This is a genomic window from Microcella sp., assembly GCF_025808395.1.
Classification (GTDB): Bacteria; Actinomycetota; Actinomycetes; order Actinomycetales; family Microbacteriaceae; genus Microcella.
In genome coordinates this window covers 508,749-527,837 of sequence record NZ_CP075524.1, presented here as the reverse complement: position 1 = coordinate 527,837, position 19,089 = coordinate 508,749, and the positions used below count along the sequence as shown (strand labels likewise).

Here is a 19,089-nt window from a genome sequence, read left to right as displayed (position 1 = left end):
GTACCCTGGCGTGTGCCCTCCGACCCCCACCACTCCCCCGATGCGCACGCCATCGACCCCGATGACCTCGCGACCACGCTGCGAGTGCTGAGCACGCTGCACGAGCTCGACCACGAGCATCCTGATTTCATCGCCGTGCGCCACGCGACCGCGCACATGTTCCGCGCCGTCAAAGTGCACCGGCGCCTCTCGAAGCGCGCCGAAGTGCTCGCGGCCGACAAGGCCGTCATCGAGGCGACCGCGACCGGCTCGCCCGACCGCATCGACGACGAGACGCGCGGCGTCGACATCAGCTCGTCGACCGACGCCCCCTTCGCGGGCGAGCTCACGCGCCCGCAGGCGTGCTACGTGTGCAAGCAGCAGTACACGCTCGTCGACGCCTTCTACCACCAGCTGTGCCCCGAGTGCGCGCGACTCAATCACGCGAAGCGGGATGCCCGCACCGACCTGACCGGGCGCCGAGCCCTGCTCACCGGCGGCCGCGCCAAGATCGGCATGTACATCGCTCTGCGCCTGCTGCGAGACGGCGCGCACACGACGATCACGACGCGCTTTCCGCGCGACGCGGTTCGGCGGTTCTCGGCCCTGCCAGACTCAGCCGAGTGGATCGACCGACTGCGCATCGTCGGCATCGACCTGCGCGACCCGGCGCAAGTGATCGGGCTCGCCGAATCGGTCGCCGCCGCCGGGCCCCTCGACATCATCATCAACAACGCAGCGCAGACCGTACGACGCTCACCCGGCGCCTATCAGCCGCTCATCGAGGCCGAGCTCGCTCCCCTGCCAGACGGGCCGCTACCTGAGCTCGTGACGTTCGGCCACACGACTGATCCGCACCCCTTGGCGCTGGCAGAGTCAGTGTCAGCCCACCCGATTCTCTCGGCCGCGGCGGCGAAGGCCGAGCAGCTGACGCACGCGGCGATGACGGCCGGCAGTGCATCCATCGAGCGCCACCGGGCCGGCACCGCGATAGATGCGGGCGGGCTTGTTCCCGACGTGCACGACGTCAACAGCTGGACGCAGGCGGTCGGCGCCGTCGAGCCCCTCGAGATGCTCGAGGTGCAGCTCGCCAACTCGATCGCGCCGTTCATTCTCGTCGACCGGTTGCGGCCCTCGCTCGCCGCGTCGCCATTCGCCCGCACCTACGTCGTCAACGTCAGCGCGATGGAGGGCGTCTTCGGCCGCGGCTACAAGGGGCCGGGCCACCCGCACACCAACATGGCCAAAGCCGCCATGAACATGCTCACGCGCACGAGCGCTCGCGAGATGTTCGAGACCGACGGCATTCTCATGACGAGCGTCGACACCGGGTGGATCACCGACGAGCGACCGCACCCCACAAAGCTGCGGCTCGCCGACGAAGGCTTCCACGCCCCGCTCGACCTCGTCGACGGCGCGGCTCGCGTCTACGACCCCATCGTGCGCGGCGAGGCGGGCGAAGACCTCTTCGGGGTGTTCTTGAAAGACTACAAACCCTCTCAGTGGTGAGGGTGAGGCAAGTGGGTCGGCCGATACGCCGGGTTCTGTTCCAGGAATTGCTTCCCTTCGACGGCCATCTCTCTCGGCGAGCCGTTGCCGACACGCTCTAGCGGTCTACCCGACACCTCGGCGAGCAGCGTCAACGGTGTCTGTCTGACCTTGCTCCGGGCGAGGTTTACCTAGCAAGCCCGATCACTCGGGCTTCTGGTGGTCTCTTACACCACCGTTTCACCCTTACCGCCGACTTGCGTCGGAGGCGGTCTGCTCTCTGTTGCACTGTTCTCGCGCATTTCTGCGGGTGGGTGTTACCCACCGCCCTGCTCTGCGGAGCCCGGACGTTCCTCGGCAGAGTCGTTCCCCTTGCGGGGCGTGCCTCCGACGCGACCGTCTGGCCGGCCCACTTGCACTGATCAGGATACGCCCTCGCTCTCACGGGGCCCGATGTTTGCCCTTGGGCGGTGGTGACGCGAGCGGCCGCAGAGTTGAACGGCCGTGAACGGGTCGGCGGTAGTTGCGGCGAATGCCCGACAGCCACAGACGAATAACCCCATCGACGTCACCGAGGGACGCGTCGTGCTGTTCTGTCTCGAACGCGTTGACGGGAGGGGGATCGGGAGCAAGACCGTAGTCGAGAGACACCAGTGAACCAGCCCTTCCTCAGCGAACAGTGCGTCGGCCAAGGTCTGGGGCGTTGCTTGATGCTACACCGTGCTACCGCCAGAACTCGGTAGCGCGGTCGACTCGAAGATGTCTGTCAGGGTGCGTGCCGCAACCTGCTGGGCGACATCACGCAAGGTCATGTTGTGCGATCGCGCGTATTCGCGCAGTGTGGTGAACGCCTGATCCATGTCGAGCGAGCGCACCGCCGCCAAAACGCCCTTCGCCTGTTCGATGAGCACGCGGCTCTCGAGCGCTCTCTGCAGTTGCTCGTTGAGGATATGGCTTTCGCGGATGCTGCGTTCGTGCAAGATGCCGATCGTGGCGATATCGGCCAAGGCCTGCGCGATCAGTGCGTCTTGCTCAGTGGGGCCGCCTGACGCTCTGCTGAAGAGGTTCATCGCGCCCAAGACCTGGCCTCGAAGCCGCATCGGCGTCGCGAAGACGGCGTGAAAACCCTGCTGCAGGGCGGCGGCCTGAAACACGGGCCATGCCCCGCCCTCGCTCTGCATGTCGGCGACGGTGACCGCCGCCCCCTGTCTGAAGCAGTCGACGCACGGGCCAGCCCCCGCGCTCAACTGAATGACTTCGACGAACTGCGCTTGCTCGCTCGACGAGGCGACCAGCTGAAGCTCACCGCTCTCGTCGGCGAGCACGAGGCCGCCCGCATCGACGTCGAGCAGTTCGACGCATTCGTTGACGAGCCGGTGCAACAGGTCGATGACGTCGAAGTCGGCGATCAACGTGTCGGCGACTGAGACGAAAGCGTCGGCAGTGCGCTGTTCCCGAGACTTCTCGCTCATGAGAGTTCCTTTTGATAAGGAGGATGCGCTTCCCCACCTGGGCCAGGCGGAGAACAGTTCACGGGTGTGTGGGCGACTCGAGTTGCGAGCGGAGTGCGCCTCAGTCTAGGCGCACGACTACGGGAACGCACGAAGTACGCATACACTGGCCACCCCGACGCTCTCTCCCTTAGTGGTGGCGTTCCGCCGGCCGAATGAGGCGGGAGCCGACATGGCAGAACGGCAGCCGCCCGATGGAGTGCACGCTGCAACGTCGAACCCCTGGGGTTTGTGCACTCCGTTCATGACAGAGTTGCCCATCTCAGGCGCGGTCATTGCCGTCATCGATCGGGTGGGCCACAGGTCGACTGTCGCCGTCACAGACCCCGTTGCAGCCCGCTGGGATGAGCTCGAACTCGAACTCGGCACCGGCCCCCTCACTGACGCCACCGTGGAGTCAGCACCCCAACTCGTCAGCGATGCTCGTGAAGCCGCCCTGAATCCCGTGATCGGAGCACATCTCGTCGCCCTCGGGGTCAGAGCACTGTTCGCGTTTCCGCTCACGCTAGGCATGGCGACGGTAGGCGTCGTGGGGTTGTACCGCACGCGTGCCGGGCCCCTCACCTCAGACAACGTCAGTGTGGCAATATCACTCGCCAGGTCTGCATCAGCACCTGCCGTGCGCGAGGCACTGCAACGGGCACGGTCGGAAGGCAACGTCGAGCTTGAGGGAAGCGGCCCCGGGTTGCGCCGCGAGGTGCATCAGGCAACCGGGATGCTCAGCGCCCAACTCGATGTGTCGACGACCGAGGCGTTCGCTCGACTACGGGGGTACGCGATATCGAGCGGGCGGTCGATCACTGCGGTATCGCTCGATATCGTCACCGGCACGATCGACGGAGCCGATATCGACTGATGAGGCGCGGTACGCACAGTGTGCTCAGCGCGAGAACGAGGCGCGAGCATCCATCGCCTGATTGGCGCACGCGTCGGCGCGCGCGTTCTCGAGGCGCGGCACCCACTCGAAGCGCACGGGAGTGCCCGAGAGCAGGGCGCGCGCCTCGGCGGCGAGCTCTGCCATGGCCGGGTGCTTGATCTTCCAGCGACCCATCATCTGCTCGACGACGAGCTTCGAATCCATGCGGATCGTGAGCTCGGCATCGGGGTCGAGCTCGAGCGCGCGGCGCACACCGGCGAGCATGCCGCTGTACTCGGCGACGTTGTTCGTGGCGGTGCCGACCCAGACTCCCACCTCGGCGATCACCTCACCGCTCGCCGGGTCGATGACGACGGCCCCTCCGGCGGCCGGGCCAGGGTTGCCCCGCGACCCGCCGTCGGCCTCGATGAGCAGCTCGCGAGTCACAGGCCGCTCTCGTCGGTGCGCACGAGAATCGCGTTCGAGTCGGGGCACAGCAGTACCGCATCGGGCGCTGCCGCTCGCACCGCGGCGAGGTCGCTGCCCGTCAGCTCGACGCCGCTCGCGCTCGAGATGCGCGCGCGCAAGTGCGAGGCTCCCGTGCCGTAGCGCTCGCGCTGCTTCTCGTAGAGCGCCATGAGGTCTGCGGGCAGACCGGCGACGATCGCGTCTCGACGCTGCTGCGCGTCAGCACGCTCGACGGCGAGGCTCGCGATCGCCGACTCGAGGGCGGCCCTGGCCTCTGCGACCTTCTGCACGTGCGCTTCGTGAGCCTCGGTGGCCGACACGAGCTCGCTCTCGAGCGTCTCGACCTTCTCCATGACGACCAGCTCGATCTCTTCGAGATCGCCCAGCCTGGTGCGCAGCGTGGCGAGCTCGTGCTCGAGCCCTTGAATGTCTTTCACCGAAGAGCTGGCCTGCAGCCGCTGATCGTCTCGAGCGATGCGGGTCTCGACCAGCTGCACGTCGCCCTCGACTCTGCCGAGCTCGATGCGGGCGTCTTCGAGCTCGCCCCGACGCTGCACCATGAAGTCGCGAATGACGTCGGCTTCGGCGGTCAACGCGTCGAGCGCCGCCTTCTCGGGCAGTGAGCGTTCGCGGTGCGCGAGCTGCTGCAGCGTCGTGTCGAGCGCTTGCACATCGAGCAAGAGACGCTGGTCTGCGGGGCTGGCGGTCAAGGCCATGCGAAGCTCATTTCGTGGTCGTGATCGTCGATCGGTCTCGCCCTACTGTACGACCACGAAGTCCCACGGGTCGGTGCGCAGCTCGCTCACGATGACGTCGACGCCGGGCAGCTCGCCGCGCAGCTCGGCGGCGGCTGTCTCGAGCCACAGCCATTCGCTCGCCCAGTGCGACACGTCGATGAGCGCCGGGCCTGCGGCAACGCGAGCCGTCTCGACCGATTCGCTCGCCGGGTGGTGGCGAAGGTCAGAGGTGATGTACACATCGGCCGATCGCACCGCGGGCTCGCCGAGCAGTGAATCGCCGGCTCCCCCGCACAACGCCACGCGCGACACCGGTCGGTCGAACTGCCCCGCCACGCGAACACCCGTCGCCGTCGGGGGCAGGATGCCCGCGAGCTGCCGCGCGAGAGCACCGAGCGTCGTCGGCTCAGCAAGGGCCCCGACCCTGCCCAGACCGAGCCCTGGCGCGGTCTCGACGATCGGAAGAGCATACGTCAGCTGCAGCAGCTCGGCGAGGCGGGCGCTGGTTCCGCTCGCGACGATGTCGGCGTTCGTGTGCGCGCTGTACAGGGCGCAGCCGCCACGAATGAGCCGCGAGAGCAGTGCGCCCTTCGCGGTCGACTCAGCCACGGTCGTGACGCCGCGCATGAGCAGAGGGTGGTGCACGAGCAGCAGGTCGGCGCCCAGCTCGACGGCTTCGTCGACCGTGTCTGCCACGGCGTCGACGGCGAGCACGATGCGCGAGACCGTTGCTGCCGGATCTCCGCTCAGCAGCCCGGGGGCATCCCAGTCTTCAGCGCCCGAGAGGGGCCAGAGCCGCTCTGCGGCGGCCGACACGTCGGCGACCGTGGTCATGGGGTGCTCGGGGTCGCAGTCGTCATGAGGTCGTCGCTGAGCGCGGCAGGCGTGTCTGCCTCGGCTGCCGCCCGCTCGGCGGTCTGCAGCGCTCGCAGAGCGGGAATGCCCGCCACGAGCGGCGTCAGCAGACCGAGTGCGAGCGCGACGCCGACACCCAGGTCAGAGGCGCCGAGCGCGCTGTCGAGAGGAATGCCGAGCACGCCCCACAGGTATCCCTGCCACTGCAGCCCGGCGATCACCGCCGTGGTGAAGCCCCACCCGACGGCCGTGATGACGAGCAGCATGACGGTGTTCACCCAGCGCACGCGGGGGTAGACCCCACCGGCGGTCAAGAGAGACGGCGAATGCACTCGACGCGTGCGAATCATCGTCTCGGCGCCGAAGATGCCCGCCCATGCGGCGACAGGAACCGCGAGCGTCGTCACCACATCGCGGAAGAGCATGGTCATGTCGACCACGAGCAGTGCGAGGCCCGCCGTGACGGCGCCGGTCACGATCACGACGATGAGCACACTGACCGGGCGCGAACTGCGGATGCCCAGCGCGAGCAGCGCGAACCCTCCCGAGTAGAGGGCGAGCGTCGCGGCCGCAATCAGCCCCAGGCCGACAGCGAGCACGAGCGGCACGGGGTACCAGACCGGCAGCATGCGCGCGATGATGTCGACCGGGTTCGACACGAGCCCCTCAGCCACGAACGGGTTCGAGGCTGCGAGCAGCGCACCCCAGCTGATGAGCGCGAAGGCGGGAATCGTCGCCCCGAACGCCGACCACAGCACAGCAGACGAGCCGTAGGTTGCCTTCGCCTGGTAGCGCGCGATGTCTCCGCTGCTGTTCGCCCACGCCAGGCCCACCACGCTGAAGACGAGAACGGCGCCGCTCGCCATGAGCACCCAGGGGCCATCCGCGAGCGACAGCGCCGCGCCCAGGTCGACATAGGGCACCGTGAGGGCGATGAGCCCACCGACGAGCACGACCCCCAGCGCGGTCACGACCGCGCCGAGCGCCGCGATCGCGCGGAACCCGATGCCGGCGAGCACGGCGGCGATGACGAGCCCGGTGGCGGAGACGATGAGCGCGAGCATGAAGATCGGCACGCCGTCGACGACACCGCTGCCGACGAGCACCTCGGCCACGCCGGTGCCGAGCAGCCAGAGCAGGGCGCCCGCCCAGACGAGTCGGGTGACGAACGCCAGCAGTACCGGAATCGCGTTGCCCGCCGTGCCGAACGTGGCTCGAGAGACCACCATCGTCGGCTGGCCGCTCCACTTGCTCGCGAGGGTGCCGAGACCGAGCGGCAAGAACGACACGGCCACGCCGATGAGCGCCGACAGAATCGACTGGCGCAGACTCATGCCCATGCCGAGCAGCACGGCGCCGAGCGCCACGCTCACCACCGAGGCGTTCACCGCGAACCACAGCCAGAAGAGCCTGATCGACCGACCCGTGCGCATTTCGGCCGGAGTCGGCTCGAGAGCGCTCTGCTCGACGCGCGGTGCTCGAGCGGGCTCGAGCGGCTCGGCCTCGACGGCATCGAGGTCTGCCGGCTCGTCGACGACGGCGGTCGGCTCATCGCTCGGCACGGGCTCGATGACCGTGTCGCCGAGGCTCCACGGCTCGCCCTGAACGTCACCGGCCGGCTCGAGGCTCTCGGCTGCTGCGCTGGAGGTGTCGTTCTCGCCGGTCGGCGCATCGGCCGCTGCGAGCAGAGCCTCGAACGCAGTGGGGGCGCTGATCGCGACCGACCCCGTGTCAGGGATCGACGGCTCAACGAGCTCGGGCGGGGCGGGCACCGAGCCCGGAGGCGGCGGAACCGCGGTCACCGCGGCCCCGAAGGGCGGCGGCGCGTCGGCGAGTGCCAGATCGAGCTCTGGACCGCTCGGAGCGCTCACGATCGGTGGCGGCGGAGGCTCGGGCGGCGGGGCACCCACGGTCGGAGGCGCAGGGGCGACGGGAGCGACGATCGGCACGACGCCCGTGAAGGTCGACCGCACCTCTGAGACCAGCTGCTCGGCGTCGGGGCCGACCTGCTCTCGCACCGTCTGCTCCCACGCGGCGAGACGTTCGGCCTCCCGCTGCCGCAACTGCAGCTCGCGCTCGACGAGATCGAGCAGCGCGCCCGTGTCATGCGAAGGGTCGTCGAGGTCGGCGGCAGCCAGCAGCTCTTCGTCGGTGAGCGACTGCCGCTGAGGCGGCGGCGGGATGCTCGAGTCGGCTGCGGGGCTCGACACAGACTCACTGCTCGACTCGGCGACGGGGCTCGGCACAGGTGTGGCGCTGGGCTCAGGCTGAGGGCTCGGCTCAGGTGTGGCGCTCGGCTCAGTCTGAGGACTCGGCACAGGTGCGGCGCTCGGCTCAGGCGCGGCGGTCGGCGCGGTCGGAGGCGCCCAGCGCTGAAACTGCTGCGACAGCGCGCCCGCGAGGGCGTCGTCGTCGGTCGACGCCGGGTCGTAGCTGACCCCGGCAGGCGGCGGCGTGAAGGTCGACCGGCGCGGACCCTCGGGCGGCACGCCCTGCCCCTCATCGTTCACCGGCAGCTCATCCTCGACCATGCCCCGATGATAGGGCGGTCACGGCACCTGACGCGGTTGCCGAGCCGAGGAAAGCACGGCAACTCCGAGAATGATGAGCGCGAGCCCCACCCAGCCGAGCGGCTCGAGCCGCTCGCCGACCACAGCCACCGCGAGCAGCGTGGCCACGAAGGGCTCGAGCAGCGTGATCACCGTGACGGTGCTCGAGCGCAACGCCCTGATGCCCCAGCCGAAGAACAGGTAGGCGACGAACATCGGCCCGACCGCGAGATAGACGGCGATGCCGACGTTCTGCGCGCTGCCAAGCAGCGGAGCACCCGTGACGAGCAGCACGACGGCGAGCGGCAGCGCGGCGATGCCGAACGCCGCACCCATGGTCGCGCGACCCGTGTGGCCCCGCCTGATCACCGTTCCCGAGGCGAAGGTGAAGAGCGCATAGCCCGCCCCCGCGACGAGCCCGAGGGCGACGCCGAGCGGAATGCCCGACGGGTCGACGGGCGAGCCGGAGCCGTGCCCGCCGGCGACGAGCAGGGCGACACCGGCGATGGCGGTGCTCGCGCTCAGCATCCAGCGCCAGGTCAACCGGTCTCGGTGCACCACCCACTCGATCACCGCCGCGAAGAGGGGGCCAGAGCCGAGCGACACGACGTTGCCGATCGCGACGCCGGCGAGATTCATCGACGCGTAGAAGGCCAACGGGTAGGCGACCATGCCCGCGGCGGCGGCGAGCAGCCACGCACGAGCCGAGCGGTCGCGGATGACCGCCCACGATGGCCCGCGATTGGTGGCGAATAGCAGAGCGCCGCCCAGCGCCATGGTGCTCGCGCCGATCGCGAGCGGGCTGACGTCGCTCGAGAAGAACGTGGCGGCGGTGCCGGTCGTGCCCCACAGCACACACGCGGCAACGAGGGCCCAGACGGCAGACGACACGCTGTTCATTCTGGCGCACGCCGGGCTACGCGCCGGCACTGCGACAGTATGCCTCGACGAGCAGCGCGCCACGCACCTCGCCGATGCGCTCGATGAGCGCGTCGACCGCTGACGCCGATACTCCCGCGACCACCAGATCGTCGGGGCCGAGAGCGCGCAGCGGGCGGCACCGCAGCCTGATGACATGCCACCCGACCTCGCGCAGCAGCTGGTCTTTGCGGCGGTCAGAGCGCTCGCGCCGCCCGACGTGCTCGTCGCCGTTGCGCCCGACGGTGTCGAGCTCGATCGCGACTGCCAGCTCGGCGACGATCACGTCGGGCCACACCTCGAGCTTGCCGAAGAACGGGGTGCGCACGCGCACGGCGGTGAACGCGAACTCGAGATCGAGCCGCTTCTCGAGCAGCCGCCGCAACTCGCCCTGCATGGCCGAGGTCGCGTGCGAGGCCGCCGCGCTCACGAACGCCTCACCCGGGCGCACCTCTGCCGCGGGCCGCGCACCCTGCAGGGCCGCACGCCGCGCCGCCTGCGGTGTCAACAACTCAGGACGAACATCCCGTGCGGTGCCGGCCACGCGCGCTGGGACGCGAGATGAACGCGATACGGATGCACGTTGTCCTGAATTGTCGACGACAGGGGCTGGCGGCCAGCGGCGCGCGGGCCGCAGGGCTGAAGGCTCGGCGCAGACGGGGCACCACGAGCGAGACGAGCGCGAGCGGCCCGGCCGAGAGCGCTGCTCAGTCGGCGTGGCAACGAACTCATGGCCGATCGAGCACACCCAGACGAGGTAGACATCGGCCGCCGGCGGAATCTGCGACAGCACGAGCTCGCCGTTGCGCTCCGGGCGGAACTGCTCGACGAGAACGGTGAACGGAGCCCACGCATCGCGATAGCGACCGATCGCATACGGGGTCTGCTCGCCCGTCACACACTGACGGCGCGCCCACCACTGCTCGACACTCTGCGGCACACTGCCACCGTAAGCAGGTGCACTGACAGGGTCGGCCCTGGTCGAAGGGAATGCACCGTTGCTACGCTCACCGCATGGCCTGGGTTCGAGTAAACGATGTGGTGCTCGGCCAGGCCGTGCTGTCGCTCGACGGTGATCAGGTCGCCATGTTCACAGCGAACGCCTACGACACCTACCGCCTGCACCTCGCCCTTGCCATCGTCGAAGTCTCTGGCCCCGACCAGCACCATCGATACAAGGCCGTCATCAGCACGCAGGGCGGCGGCCGCGGACCAGCGATCGCCGTCACGGTCGAGGCGCACGAATGGCCCGCCCTCAGCGCCTGGGTCGACGCCGTTCGGGCAGCGCAATCCACTCTCGCAGCGCCCCTCGCCTGACGGCTCGATGGGTGGGCCCTGAGGGACTCGAACCCCCGGCATCCTCGGTGTAAACGAGGCGCTCTACCAGCTGAGCTAAGAGCCCCAACGACCCCAGCGTACCGTTGACAACTCAGGACGATCGACTCACAGCGTCGCGAGCGCTTGACGATAGGCCGCGAGTTCTCGCGCCTCGCCGGGTGGAGAACAGAACGAGGCGCGCACGAGTCCTGAGTTGTCGACCAGCACCGTGGCGCGGGCCGCGAACCCCTTGTCGGGCAGAAAGGCGCCATACCGCTGTGCGACGCCGCCGTGCGGCCAGAAGTCGGCCAAGAGTGGAAAGGTGTAGCCCTCTCGGTCGGCGAACTCGCGCAGGGTGGCCGTCGAGTCGACCGAGATGCCGAGCAGTCGCACGCCCGCACCGTCGAACAGCGCCAGGTTGTCGCGCAGCTCGCACAACTCGCTCGTGCAGGTGGCGGTGAAGGCTAGGGGAAAGAACACGAGCGCCACGGCAGAGGCGTCGCGAAAGCTGCGGAGGGCGACAGACTGACCGAACTGATCGCGCAGCTCGAAGTCGGGCGCAGACTGCCCAGGGGCGATCAGTGCGTCAGCGGCCATGGGCGCCCTCCGGTGCGCTCGGGCCCGCGCAGAAGGCACGGGGCAGGGTGACTAGACTCGACATCGCTCGTACGATCGCGCGCCGCAACCCGGCCGCCGCGCTCGTGCCGACACACTCTGTCTACCACCAGGAAGAGGTCAAGGGTGACGGTCAACGACCAGGATCCGTATTCGGTCGAACACACGGATGCAGATCCGGAAGAAACGGCGGAATGGAACGAGTCGCTCGACGCGGTCGTTCACGAGCGCGGCCCGCAGCGCGGTCGCGAGATCATGCTCAGCCTGCTCAAGCGGTCGAAAGAGCTGCACCTCGGCGTGCCGATGGTGCCGACGACCGACTACCTGAACACGATCGCGCCGGAGAACGAGCCCGAGTTTCCGGGTGACGAAGAGATCGAGCGCCGATACCGCGCCTGGATTCGCTGGAACGCCGCGATCACCGTGCACCGCGCCCAGCGGCCGGGCATCGCCGTGGGCGGGCACATCTCGACCTACGCGTCGAGCGCGGCCCTCTACGAGGTCGGCAACAACCACTTCTTCCGGGGTCTCGATCACCCCAGCGGCGGCGACCAGGTGTTCTACCAGGGCCACGCCTCCCCCGGCATGTACGCCCGCGCCTTTCTCGAAGGCCGTGTGAGCCCGCAGCAGCTCGACGGTTTTCGTCAAGAGAAGTCGCACGCAGGCGGCGGGCTGTCGAGCTACCCGCACCCGCGCCTCATGCCCGACTTCTGGCAGTTTCCGACGGTGTCGATGGGTCTCGGGCCGATCAACGCGATCTACCAGGCGCAGCTCAACAAGTACATCACCCACCGCGGCATCGCCGAGGCCGACGACACCCAGGTGTGGGCGTTCTTGGGCGACGGCGAGATGGACGAGGTCGAGAGCCGCGGAGCGCTGCAGCTCGCCGCCAACGACGGCCTCGACAACCTGAACTTCGTCATCAACTGCAACCTGCAGCGCCTCGACGGCCCGGTGCGCGGCAACGGCAAGATCATTCAAGAGCTCGAGAGCTTCTTCCGCGGTGCCGGATGGAACGTCATCAAGGTCATCTGGGGGCGCGAATGGGATGCCCTGCTCGACCAAGACCACGAGGGCGCGCTGCGCGACCTCATGAACCGCACTCCCGACGGCGACTACCAGACCTACAAGGCAGAGTCGGGCGCGTTCATCCGCGAGCACTTCTTCGGGCGCGACCCGCGCACCGCGGCGATGGTCGCCGACTACAGCGATGACCAGATCTGGAAGCTCAAGCGCGGCGGCCACGACTACCGCAAGGTCTACGCGGCTTTCAAGGCGGCGAGCGAGCACAAGGGCCAGCCCACCGTGATTCTCGCGAAGACCGTCAAGGGCTACGGCCTGGGCCCCAGCTTCGAGGGTCGCAACGCGACCCACCAGATGAAGAAGCTCACGCTCGACAACCTCAAGCAGTTCCGTGACGAGATGCGGATTCCGATCACGGATGCTCAGCTCGAGGCCGACCCGTACCAGCCGCCCTACTACCACCCGGGCGAGACCGACCCGGCGATCGAGTACATGCTCGAGCGCCGGCGCGCGCTGGGCGGGTTCGTGCCTGAGCGCCGTTCGAAGTACACGCAGGTCGCACTGCCGCCCGCCTCGACCTACGACGTCGTGAAGAAGGGCTCTGGCAAGCAAGAGGTCGCGACGACCATGGCGTTCGCTCGACTGCTGAAAGACCTGCTGCGGTCGAAAGACTTCGGTCACCGCATTGTGCCGATCATTCCCGATGAAGCGCGCACGTTCGGCATGGACGCCTACTTTCCGACGTCGAAGATCTACAACCCGAACGGGCAGCACTACACCTCGGTCGATCGCGAACTGCTGCTGGCCTACAAAGAGAGCCCGCAGGGCCAGATCATCCACACCGGCATCAACGAGGCGGGAGCGGTGGCCGCCTTCACCGCCGTCGGGTCGAGCTACTCGACGCACGGAGAGCCGCTCATCCCGGTGTATGTCTTCTACTCGATGTTCGGCTTCCAGCGCACGGGGGATGCGTTCTGGGCGGCAGGCGACCAGATGACCCGTGGCTTCATCATCGGCGCCACGGCGGGTCGCACGACGCTCACGGGCGAAGGGCTGCAGCACGCCGATGGGCACTCGCCGCTGCTCGCGAGCACCAACCCTGCGGTCGTGACCTACGACCCGGCCTACGGCTACGAGATCGGCCACATCGTGCGAGCCGGCCTTGAGCGCATGTACGGCGAGACGCACCCCGAGCCGAACGTCATGTACTACCTGACGGTCTACAACGAGCCCAACGTGCAGCCCGCCGAACCCGAGAACCTCGACGTCGACGGAGTGCTGCGCGGCATCTACCTGCTCGCGCAGAGCCCCGTCATCGGCCCGAAGGCACAGATTCTCGCCTCCGGCGTCGCCGTGCCGTGGGCGCTCGAGGCCCAGCAATTGCTCGCCGACGACTGGAATGTCGCCGCCGATGTGTGGAGCGTGACGTCGTGGAACGAGCTGCGTCGAGACGGGCTCGCCGTCGACGAGCACAACTTCTTGCGCCCCCACGAAGAGCCCAAGGTGCCGTACGTCACGCGCAAGCTGCAGCACGCTGAAGGGCCATTCATCGGCGTCACCGACTTCATGCACGCGGTGCCCGACCAGATCAGGCAGTTCGTTCCCGGCGACTACGCGACGCTCGGCGCTGACGGCTTCGGATTCAGCGACACCCGACCCGCGGCTCGGCGCTTCTTCACCATCGACGGCCCGTCGATCGTGGTGCGCACCCTGCAGCAGCTGGTGCGGCGCGGTGAGGTTGACCCGAGCGCTGTCGGCGCTGCGATCGAGAAGTACCGTCTCTACGACGTGACGGCCGGAACCACCGGCTCAGCGGGCGGCGAGTCATAGCACCGGTCGAGGGGGCGGCGGCCGTGAGGGCCTCGCCCCCTCGCTTCACCGAAGGAGCACGGTGGCAGAGCTGACCAAAGCGCAGACACTGCAGTGGTTGCGCAACATCTCGGGTGAATTGGCGACGGCGACGCTCAAGCGACTCGACGACACACTGCCCTGGTACGGCACGATGCCCCCCAGCAGGCGATCTGCCGTCGGTCTCGTCGCACAGGCCGGCATCACCTCGTTCATCAGCTGGTACGACGACCCCACCTCGCAGCCGTGGATCGCCGCCGACGTGTTCGGGGCAGCGCCGCGCGAGCTCTTGCGCTCGGTCAGCCTGCAGCAGACGCTGCAGCTCATCCGTGTCGTCGTCGAAGTCGTCGAAGAGCGCGTGCGCGATCGCGACGAGAACCTGCGGCACGGCATTCTGCTCTACAGTCGCGAGATCGCCTTCGCGGCGGCTGACGTCTATGCGCGCGCCGCTGAGGCACGCGGGCTGTGGGATGCCCGGCTCGAAGCTCTCGTCGTCGACTCGATCCTCAGCGGAGAGTACGACAACGAGCTGCCGAGCCGCATCGCAGCGCTCGGCTGGAACGGTCACGGCGAAGTGTGCGTGCTCGTCGGCACCGCCCCGCGCATCGTCGATGTCGACCAGATTCGCCGCACGGCCCGGCACGTCGACGCCGACGTGCTCATCGGCGTGCAGGGCAGCCGCCTGGTGGTGGTGATCGGCCGGGCGACACCTCGCGGAGAGCAGGATGCTCCGCTCGAGCACGCGCACACCTTCGCGCAGATCGCCGAAGCGCTCGAGCCCAGCTTCGGCGCCGGCCACCTCGTGCTCGGGCCCGAGGTTCCCGACGTGGTCGAGGCCGGCAAGAGCGCCAAGGCAGCCCTCGCGGGCTTCGCGGTCGCGCGCTCGTGGCGGAACGCCCCACGACCGACACTCGCAGACGATCTCTTGCCCGAACGGGCTCTCGCAGGCGACCCGATCGCCCGCGGAACCCTGATCAACCGCATCTACAAGCCGCTCAAGGCGCACAACCCCGAACTGCTCGTCACCCTGTGGGCCTACCTCGACAACGGTCGCAGCCTCGAGGCGACTGCTCGCGAGCTCTTCGTGCATCCCAACACGGTGCGATATCGGCTGAAGCGCATCAGCGAAGTGATCGGCTGGGATGCGACCGGGGCGCGCGAGGCGCTGATTCTGCAGTGCGCCCTGATCGTCGGATCGATCGCGGAGCCCGAGCCGCCCGCCCGACGCTGACTGTAGAAGGCCCACAACGTCGTTGTACGTTTGTCAACGACATCCCCACCCGCACCCCTCACCCCACCTTGGGAGGATTGAGTTCATGATCGTCGTCGTGGCCCCCGGCCAAGGGTCTCAGAAGCCCGGGTTCTTGCAGCCATGGGTTGCCGACCCCGCCCACCGAGACCGACTGGCGCAGTATTCGGAGGCGGCCGGAGTCGACCTCATCGAACACGGCACGGTGTCAGACGCCGACACCATTCGCGACACCGCCATCGCCCAGCCGCTCATCGTCGCAGCGAGCCTCCTGTGCGCTGCCGCATTGCTCGACGGCCGACGCGACCGTGTCGGCGCCGTCGCCGGCCACTCGGTGGGAGAGTTCGCCGCAGCGGCGATCGCCGGCGTGCTCAGCGACCGCGACGCCCTGCGCCTCGTGGGCGAGCGCGGCCGAGCGATGGCCGACGCTGCCGCGCTTGTTCCGACGGGCATGAGCGCCGTCATCGGGGGTGACCCCGATGCGCTCGCTGCGCGGCTCACCGAGCTCGGCCTCGATGCCGCGAACGTCAACGGTGGCGGCCAGACCGTGGTCGCCGGTGAGCTGAACAACCTCGCGGCCCTCGCCGCCGAACCGGTGCCGGGCACTCGCGTCATCCCGCTGCAGGTCGCCGGCGCGTTTCACACGAGCTACATGAGCACCGCGGTCGAGCGCCTGCGCAGCGCGGCCTCGACGGTCGTGCCGGGTGAGCCGAGCATCCCCCTGTACACCAACCGCGACGGCAGCCGCGTCGACGTCGGCGCCGACTTCGTCGACCTGCTGATCGGTCAAGTGTCATCGCCCGTGCGCTGGGACCTGTGCATGCAGTCGTTCGCCGACGCGGGGGTGACCGGCATCATCGAACTGCTGCCCGCAGGCGCACTCGTCGGCCTCGCCAAGCGCGGCCTCAAGGGAGTGCCGACCATCGCCGTCACGAGCCCCGACGACCTCGCCGCCGCCATCGACATGCTGGAGAACTCATGACACAGCCCACGCTCACGCAGTCAGTCGGCGCACCGTTCACGCGCATCTACAGCGTCGGAGCCGCGCGCGGCGACCTCATCGTCACCAATGACGAGATCGCCGGGCCCATCGACTCAAGCGACGAGTGGATTCGGCAGCGCACCGGAGTGATCACCCGCACGCGAGCCTCGGCATCGGTCAACGCGGTCGACCTCGCCGAGACGGCCGCTCGAGAGGCCATCGAGCGCGCGGGCATCTCGCCCACCCAGATCGGCGCAGTGATCGTCTCGACGATCAGCAACACCGTGCAGACGCCCTCTCTCGCCGCGCTGCTGACCGAGCGCATCGGGGCCGCACCCGCCCCAGCATACGACGTGTCTGCGGCGTGCGCCGGCTACACCTACGGCATCGCCCAGGCCGACGCCTTCGTGCGCGCAGGCCTGGCAGAGTATGTGCTCGTCGTCGGCACCGAGAAGCTCAGCGACTACGCCAAGCCCACCGATCGCACCATCTCGTTTCTGCTCGGCGACGGCGCCGGGGCCGCCATCGTCGGGCCGAGCGACACCCCCGGCATTGCGACCACCGTGTGGGGTTCAGACGGCTCGAAGTGGGATGCCGTGGGCATGGACAGGCCGTTCAAAGAAGCCTTCGACGACCCCGACGGCGAGTACCCGACCCTGCGCCAGGAAGGTCAGACGGTCTTCCGCTGGGCGGTGTGGGAGATGGCGAAGGTGGCGCAGCAGGCGCTCGACGCCGCCGGAATCACCTCAGATCAGCTCGCCGCGTTCATTCCCCACCAGGCCAACATGCGCATCATCGACGAGTTCGCCAAGCAGCTGAAGCTGCCCGAGAGCGTGGTGGTCGCGCGCGACATCGCCACGACCGGCAACACCTCGGCGGCGTCGATACCGCTCGCGACGCACCGGCTGCTCGACGAGCATCCCGAACTGAGCGGCGGACTCGCCCTGCAGATCGGGTTCGGGGCAGGCCTCGTCTACGGAGCCCAGGTGGTGCGGTTGCCGTAACAGACGGTGATCCGCGCGCTCGACTGCGCTCGGCCCCGGCCCGCCCTAGGATTATGCACGGTCATACGACACCCACAAGGAGATAACCATGGCACTGTCCACCGAAGAAGTTCTCGCCGGACTCGCAGAACTCATCAACGACGAGACGGGCATCGCCACCGACTCGGTCGAGCTCGACAAGTCGTTCACCGACGACCTCGACATCGACTCGATCTCGATGATGACCATTGTCGTGAACGCCGAAGAGAAGTTCGACGTCAAGATTCCCGACGAAGAGGTCAAGAACCTGACCACGGTCGGTGACGCCGTCACCTTCATCGTGAACGCCTCGGCCTAGCCGACGTCACGACGCGCGGAACGCCCGGGGTCGGCCACCACGGCGACCCCGGCGAACCCGCGCAGAACCACCACCTGCAGAGAGTTGACGCTATGACCACGATCGTCGTCACCGGAATCGGTGCCACCTCACCCATCGGCGGAACCGCTCGCGAGAGCTGGGACGCCCTGCTGCGAGGGGAGTCGGGAACCCACACCCTCGAGCATGACTGGGTGGCCGAGCACGAGCTGCCCGTCACCTTCGCCGCCGAGGCGAAAGTGCGCCCCGAAGACGTGCTCGAGCGCCAAGAGATCAAGCGGCTCGACCCCTCGGCGCAGTTCGCCCTCATCGCGGCCCGCGAAGCCTGGGCTGACGCCGGGTCGCCCGACGTCGCCCCCGAACGCATCCTCGTCGACTACGCGACCGGCATCGGCGGGCTCTGGACCCTGCTCGATGCATGGGACACCCTGCGCGAGAAGGGCCCCCGGCGCGTCCTGCCGATGACCATCCCCATGCTCATGCCCAACGCGGCCGCCGCGGCGATCAGCATGGGCCTCGGCGCTCGGGCCGGAGCCCGCACCGTCGTCTCTGCCTGCGCGTCGGGCACCGAAGCCATCGCCAACGCCTACGAGCACCTGCAGCAGGGCCTCGCCGACGTCGTCGTCGCCGGCGGCACCGAAGCCGTCGTGCACCCCCTGCCGATCGCGGCGTTCGCCTCGATGCAGGCGCTCTCGAAGCGCAACGACGACCCTGCTGCGGCCTCGCGCCCCTACGACGTCGACCGCGACGGATTCGTGCTCGGCGAGGGCGCTGCCGCCATTGTGCTCGAGACGAAAGAGCACGCCATGGCGCGCGGCGCGCGCATCTACGCCGAGCTGGCTGGCGGTTCGGTGACGAGCGACTCGTTCCACATCACCGCCCCCGACCCCGAGGGTTCAGGTGCCGCTCGCGCCGTGCTTGCCGCGCTCGCGCAAGCGGGAGCCACCCCTGACGAGGTGTCTCACATCAACGCCCACGCCACATCGACCCCGGTCGGTGACATCGCCGAGTACAACGCGCTCGAGCGCGTCTTCGGCGACCGCGTGCGGCAGATCCCCGTATCGGCGACCAAAGCGTCGACAGGCCACCTGCTCGGCGGCACCGGAGCACTGGAAGCCGTGTTCACGATTCTCGCGCTGCACGAGCGCACCGCGCCGCCGACGATCAACCTCGACACTCAAGACGAGCAGATTCCGCTCGACATCGTGACGTCGCCGCGAGCGCTCGGCGACGGGCCGCTCTTGGCCATCTCGAACTCGTTCGGCTTCGGCGGCCACAACTCGGTCGTCGCCTTCCGCAGCGTCTAACCGGCTGAGCGGAGCGCGGCGGCGCACT

Annotated in this window: 17 protein-coding genes, 1 tRNA gene and 1 other RNA gene; 9 read left to right on the top strand and 10 right to left on the bottom strand. The window is 68.6% G+C overall.

Annotated features, from left to right (window positions below):
- Window positions 1-12: 12 nt before the first annotated feature.
- Window positions 13-1,488 carry an SDR family NAD(P)-dependent oxidoreductase gene (locus KIT89_RS02620; RefSeq protein ID WP_297602955.1) on the top strand — a complete coding sequence of 492 codons (1,476 nt, stop codon included), beginning with the start codon at window positions 13-15 and terminating at the stop codon, window positions 1,486-1,488.
- A gap of 8 nt (window positions 1,489-1,496) precedes the next feature.
- On the opposite strand, the gene rnpB is transcribed toward KIT89_RS02620, so the two are convergent.
- Window positions 1,497-1,879, bottom strand: an RNA gene (rnpB, locus tag KIT89_RS02615) — RNase P RNA component class A.
- Window positions 1,880-2,180: 301 nt separating this feature from the next.
- The gene (locus KIT89_RS02610) at window positions 2,181-2,939 is read right to left on the bottom strand and encodes a GAF and ANTAR domain-containing protein (protein WP_297602954.1); all 759 of its coding nucleotides are present in this window, start codon (window positions 2,937-2,939) and stop codon (window positions 2,181-2,183) included.
- 283 nt (window positions 2,940-3,222) lie between these two features.
- On the opposite strand from KIT89_RS02610, the gene KIT89_RS02605 reads away from it, so the two are divergent.
- A complete protein-coding gene (locus tag KIT89_RS02605; protein ID WP_297602953.1) occupies window positions 3,223-3,834 on the top strand; it encodes a GAF and ANTAR domain-containing protein in 612 nt (203 codons plus the stop codon).
- A gap of 24 nt (window positions 3,835-3,858) precedes the next feature.
- Here the strand turns inward: KIT89_RS02605 and KIT89_RS02600 are convergent, their stop codons facing one another.
- Genes KIT89_RS02600 through KIT89_RS02575 form a run of 6 tightly spaced genes read right to left on the bottom strand, consistent with a single transcriptional unit; the run spans window position 3,859 to window position 10,301 of the window.
- A complete protein-coding gene (locus tag KIT89_RS02600; protein ID WP_297602951.1) occupies window positions 3,859-4,281 on the bottom strand; it encodes a reverse transcriptase-like protein in 423 nt (140 codons plus the stop codon).
- The gene (locus KIT89_RS02595; protein ID WP_297602950.1) at window positions 4,278-5,018 is read right to left on the bottom strand and encodes a hypothetical protein; all 741 of its coding nucleotides are present in this window, start codon (window positions 5,016-5,018) and stop codon (window positions 4,278-4,280) included. Before KIT89_RS02595 ends, KIT89_RS02600 begins: the two co-directional genes overlap by 4 nt.
- Window positions 5,019-5,060: 42 nt before the next feature.
- Window positions 5,061-5,873 (bottom strand): Nif3-like dinuclear metal center hexameric protein, encoded by an 813-nt coding sequence (locus KIT89_RS02590; protein ID WP_297602949.1) that lies wholly within the window; start codon window positions 5,871-5,873, stop codon window positions 5,061-5,063.
- Window positions 5,870-8,425: a cytosine permease gene (locus KIT89_RS02585; protein ID WP_297602947.1), complete on the bottom strand. Its 2,556-nt coding sequence runs from the start codon at window positions 8,423-8,425 to the stop codon at window positions 5,870-5,872. Before KIT89_RS02585 ends, KIT89_RS02590 begins: the two co-directional genes overlap by 4 nt.
- Window positions 8,426-8,443: 18 nt before the next feature.
- Complete coding sequence (locus KIT89_RS02580) at window positions 8,444-9,334, bottom strand: EamA family transporter (RefSeq protein ID WP_297602946.1); 891 nt, start codon at window positions 9,332-9,334, stop codon at window positions 8,444-8,446.
- 25 nt (window positions 9,335-9,359) lie between these two features.
- The gene (locus KIT89_RS02575) at window positions 9,360-10,301 is read right to left on the bottom strand and encodes a hypothetical protein (RefSeq protein WP_297602945.1); all 942 of its coding nucleotides are present in this window, start codon (window positions 10,299-10,301) and stop codon (window positions 9,360-9,362) included.
- A 74-nt stretch (window positions 10,302-10,375) separates the two neighbouring features.
- Here KIT89_RS02575 and KIT89_RS02570 point away from each other — a divergent pair, with 74 nt between their 5' ends.
- Window positions 10,376-10,678, top strand: coding sequence for a hypothetical protein (locus KIT89_RS02570; protein ID WP_297602944.1), 303 nt, complete (start codon window positions 10,376-10,378; stop codon window positions 10,676-10,678).
- 12 nt (window positions 10,679-10,690) lie between these two features.
- Here KIT89_RS02570 and KIT89_RS02565 read toward each other — a convergent pair.
- Together KIT89_RS02565 and KIT89_RS02560 are read right to left on the bottom strand one after the other, a co-directional pair.
- Window positions 10,691-10,763 (bottom strand) — tRNA-Val (locus tag KIT89_RS02565).
- 41 nt (window positions 10,764-10,804) lie between these two features.
- The gene (locus KIT89_RS02560; protein WP_297602943.1) at window positions 10,805-11,275 is read right to left on the bottom strand and encodes a peroxiredoxin; all 471 of its coding nucleotides are present in this window, start codon (window positions 11,273-11,275) and stop codon (window positions 10,805-10,807) included.
- A gap of 144 nt (window positions 11,276-11,419) precedes the next feature.
- On the opposite strand from KIT89_RS02560, the gene aceE reads away from it, so the two are divergent.
- The 6 genes from aceE to KIT89_RS02530 all read left to right on the top strand — a co-directional run bounded on the left by aceE (window position 11,420) and on the right by KIT89_RS02530 (window position 19,061).
- On the top strand, window positions 11,420-14,146 hold the full coding sequence (aceE, locus tag KIT89_RS02555; protein ID WP_297602942.1) for a pyruvate dehydrogenase (acetyl-transferring), homodimeric type: 2,727 nt from the start codon (window positions 11,420-11,422) through the stop codon (window positions 14,144-14,146).
- Window positions 14,147-14,216: 70 nt separating this feature from the next.
- The gene (locus KIT89_RS02550; RefSeq protein WP_297603885.1) at window positions 14,217-15,395 is read left to right on the top strand and encodes a CdaR family transcriptional regulator; all 1,179 of its coding nucleotides are present in this window, start codon (window positions 14,217-14,219) and stop codon (window positions 15,393-15,395) included.
- 85 nt (window positions 15,396-15,480) lie between these two features.
- The gene (locus KIT89_RS02545; RefSeq protein ID WP_297602941.1) at window positions 15,481-16,395 is read left to right on the top strand and encodes an ACP S-malonyltransferase; all 915 of its coding nucleotides are present in this window, start codon (window positions 15,481-15,483) and stop codon (window positions 16,393-16,395) included.
- On the top strand, window positions 16,392-17,399 hold the full coding sequence (locus tag KIT89_RS02540) for a beta-ketoacyl-ACP synthase III (protein ID WP_297602940.1): 1,008 nt from the start codon (window positions 16,392-16,394) through the stop codon (window positions 17,397-17,399). The genes KIT89_RS02545 and KIT89_RS02540 overlap by 4 nt, the downstream gene beginning before the upstream one ends.
- Before the next feature lie 88 nt (window positions 17,400-17,487).
- The gene (locus KIT89_RS02535; RefSeq protein WP_297602939.1) at window positions 17,488-17,736 is read left to right on the top strand and encodes an acyl carrier protein; all 249 of its coding nucleotides are present in this window, start codon (window positions 17,488-17,490) and stop codon (window positions 17,734-17,736) included.
- 92 nt (window positions 17,737-17,828) lie between these two features.
- Window positions 17,829-19,061 carry a beta-ketoacyl synthase gene (locus KIT89_RS02530; RefSeq protein WP_297602937.1) on the top strand — a complete coding sequence of 411 codons (1,233 nt, stop codon included), beginning with the start codon at window positions 17,829-17,831 and terminating at the stop codon, window positions 19,059-19,061.
- Window positions 19,062-19,089: the final 28 nt, after the last annotated feature.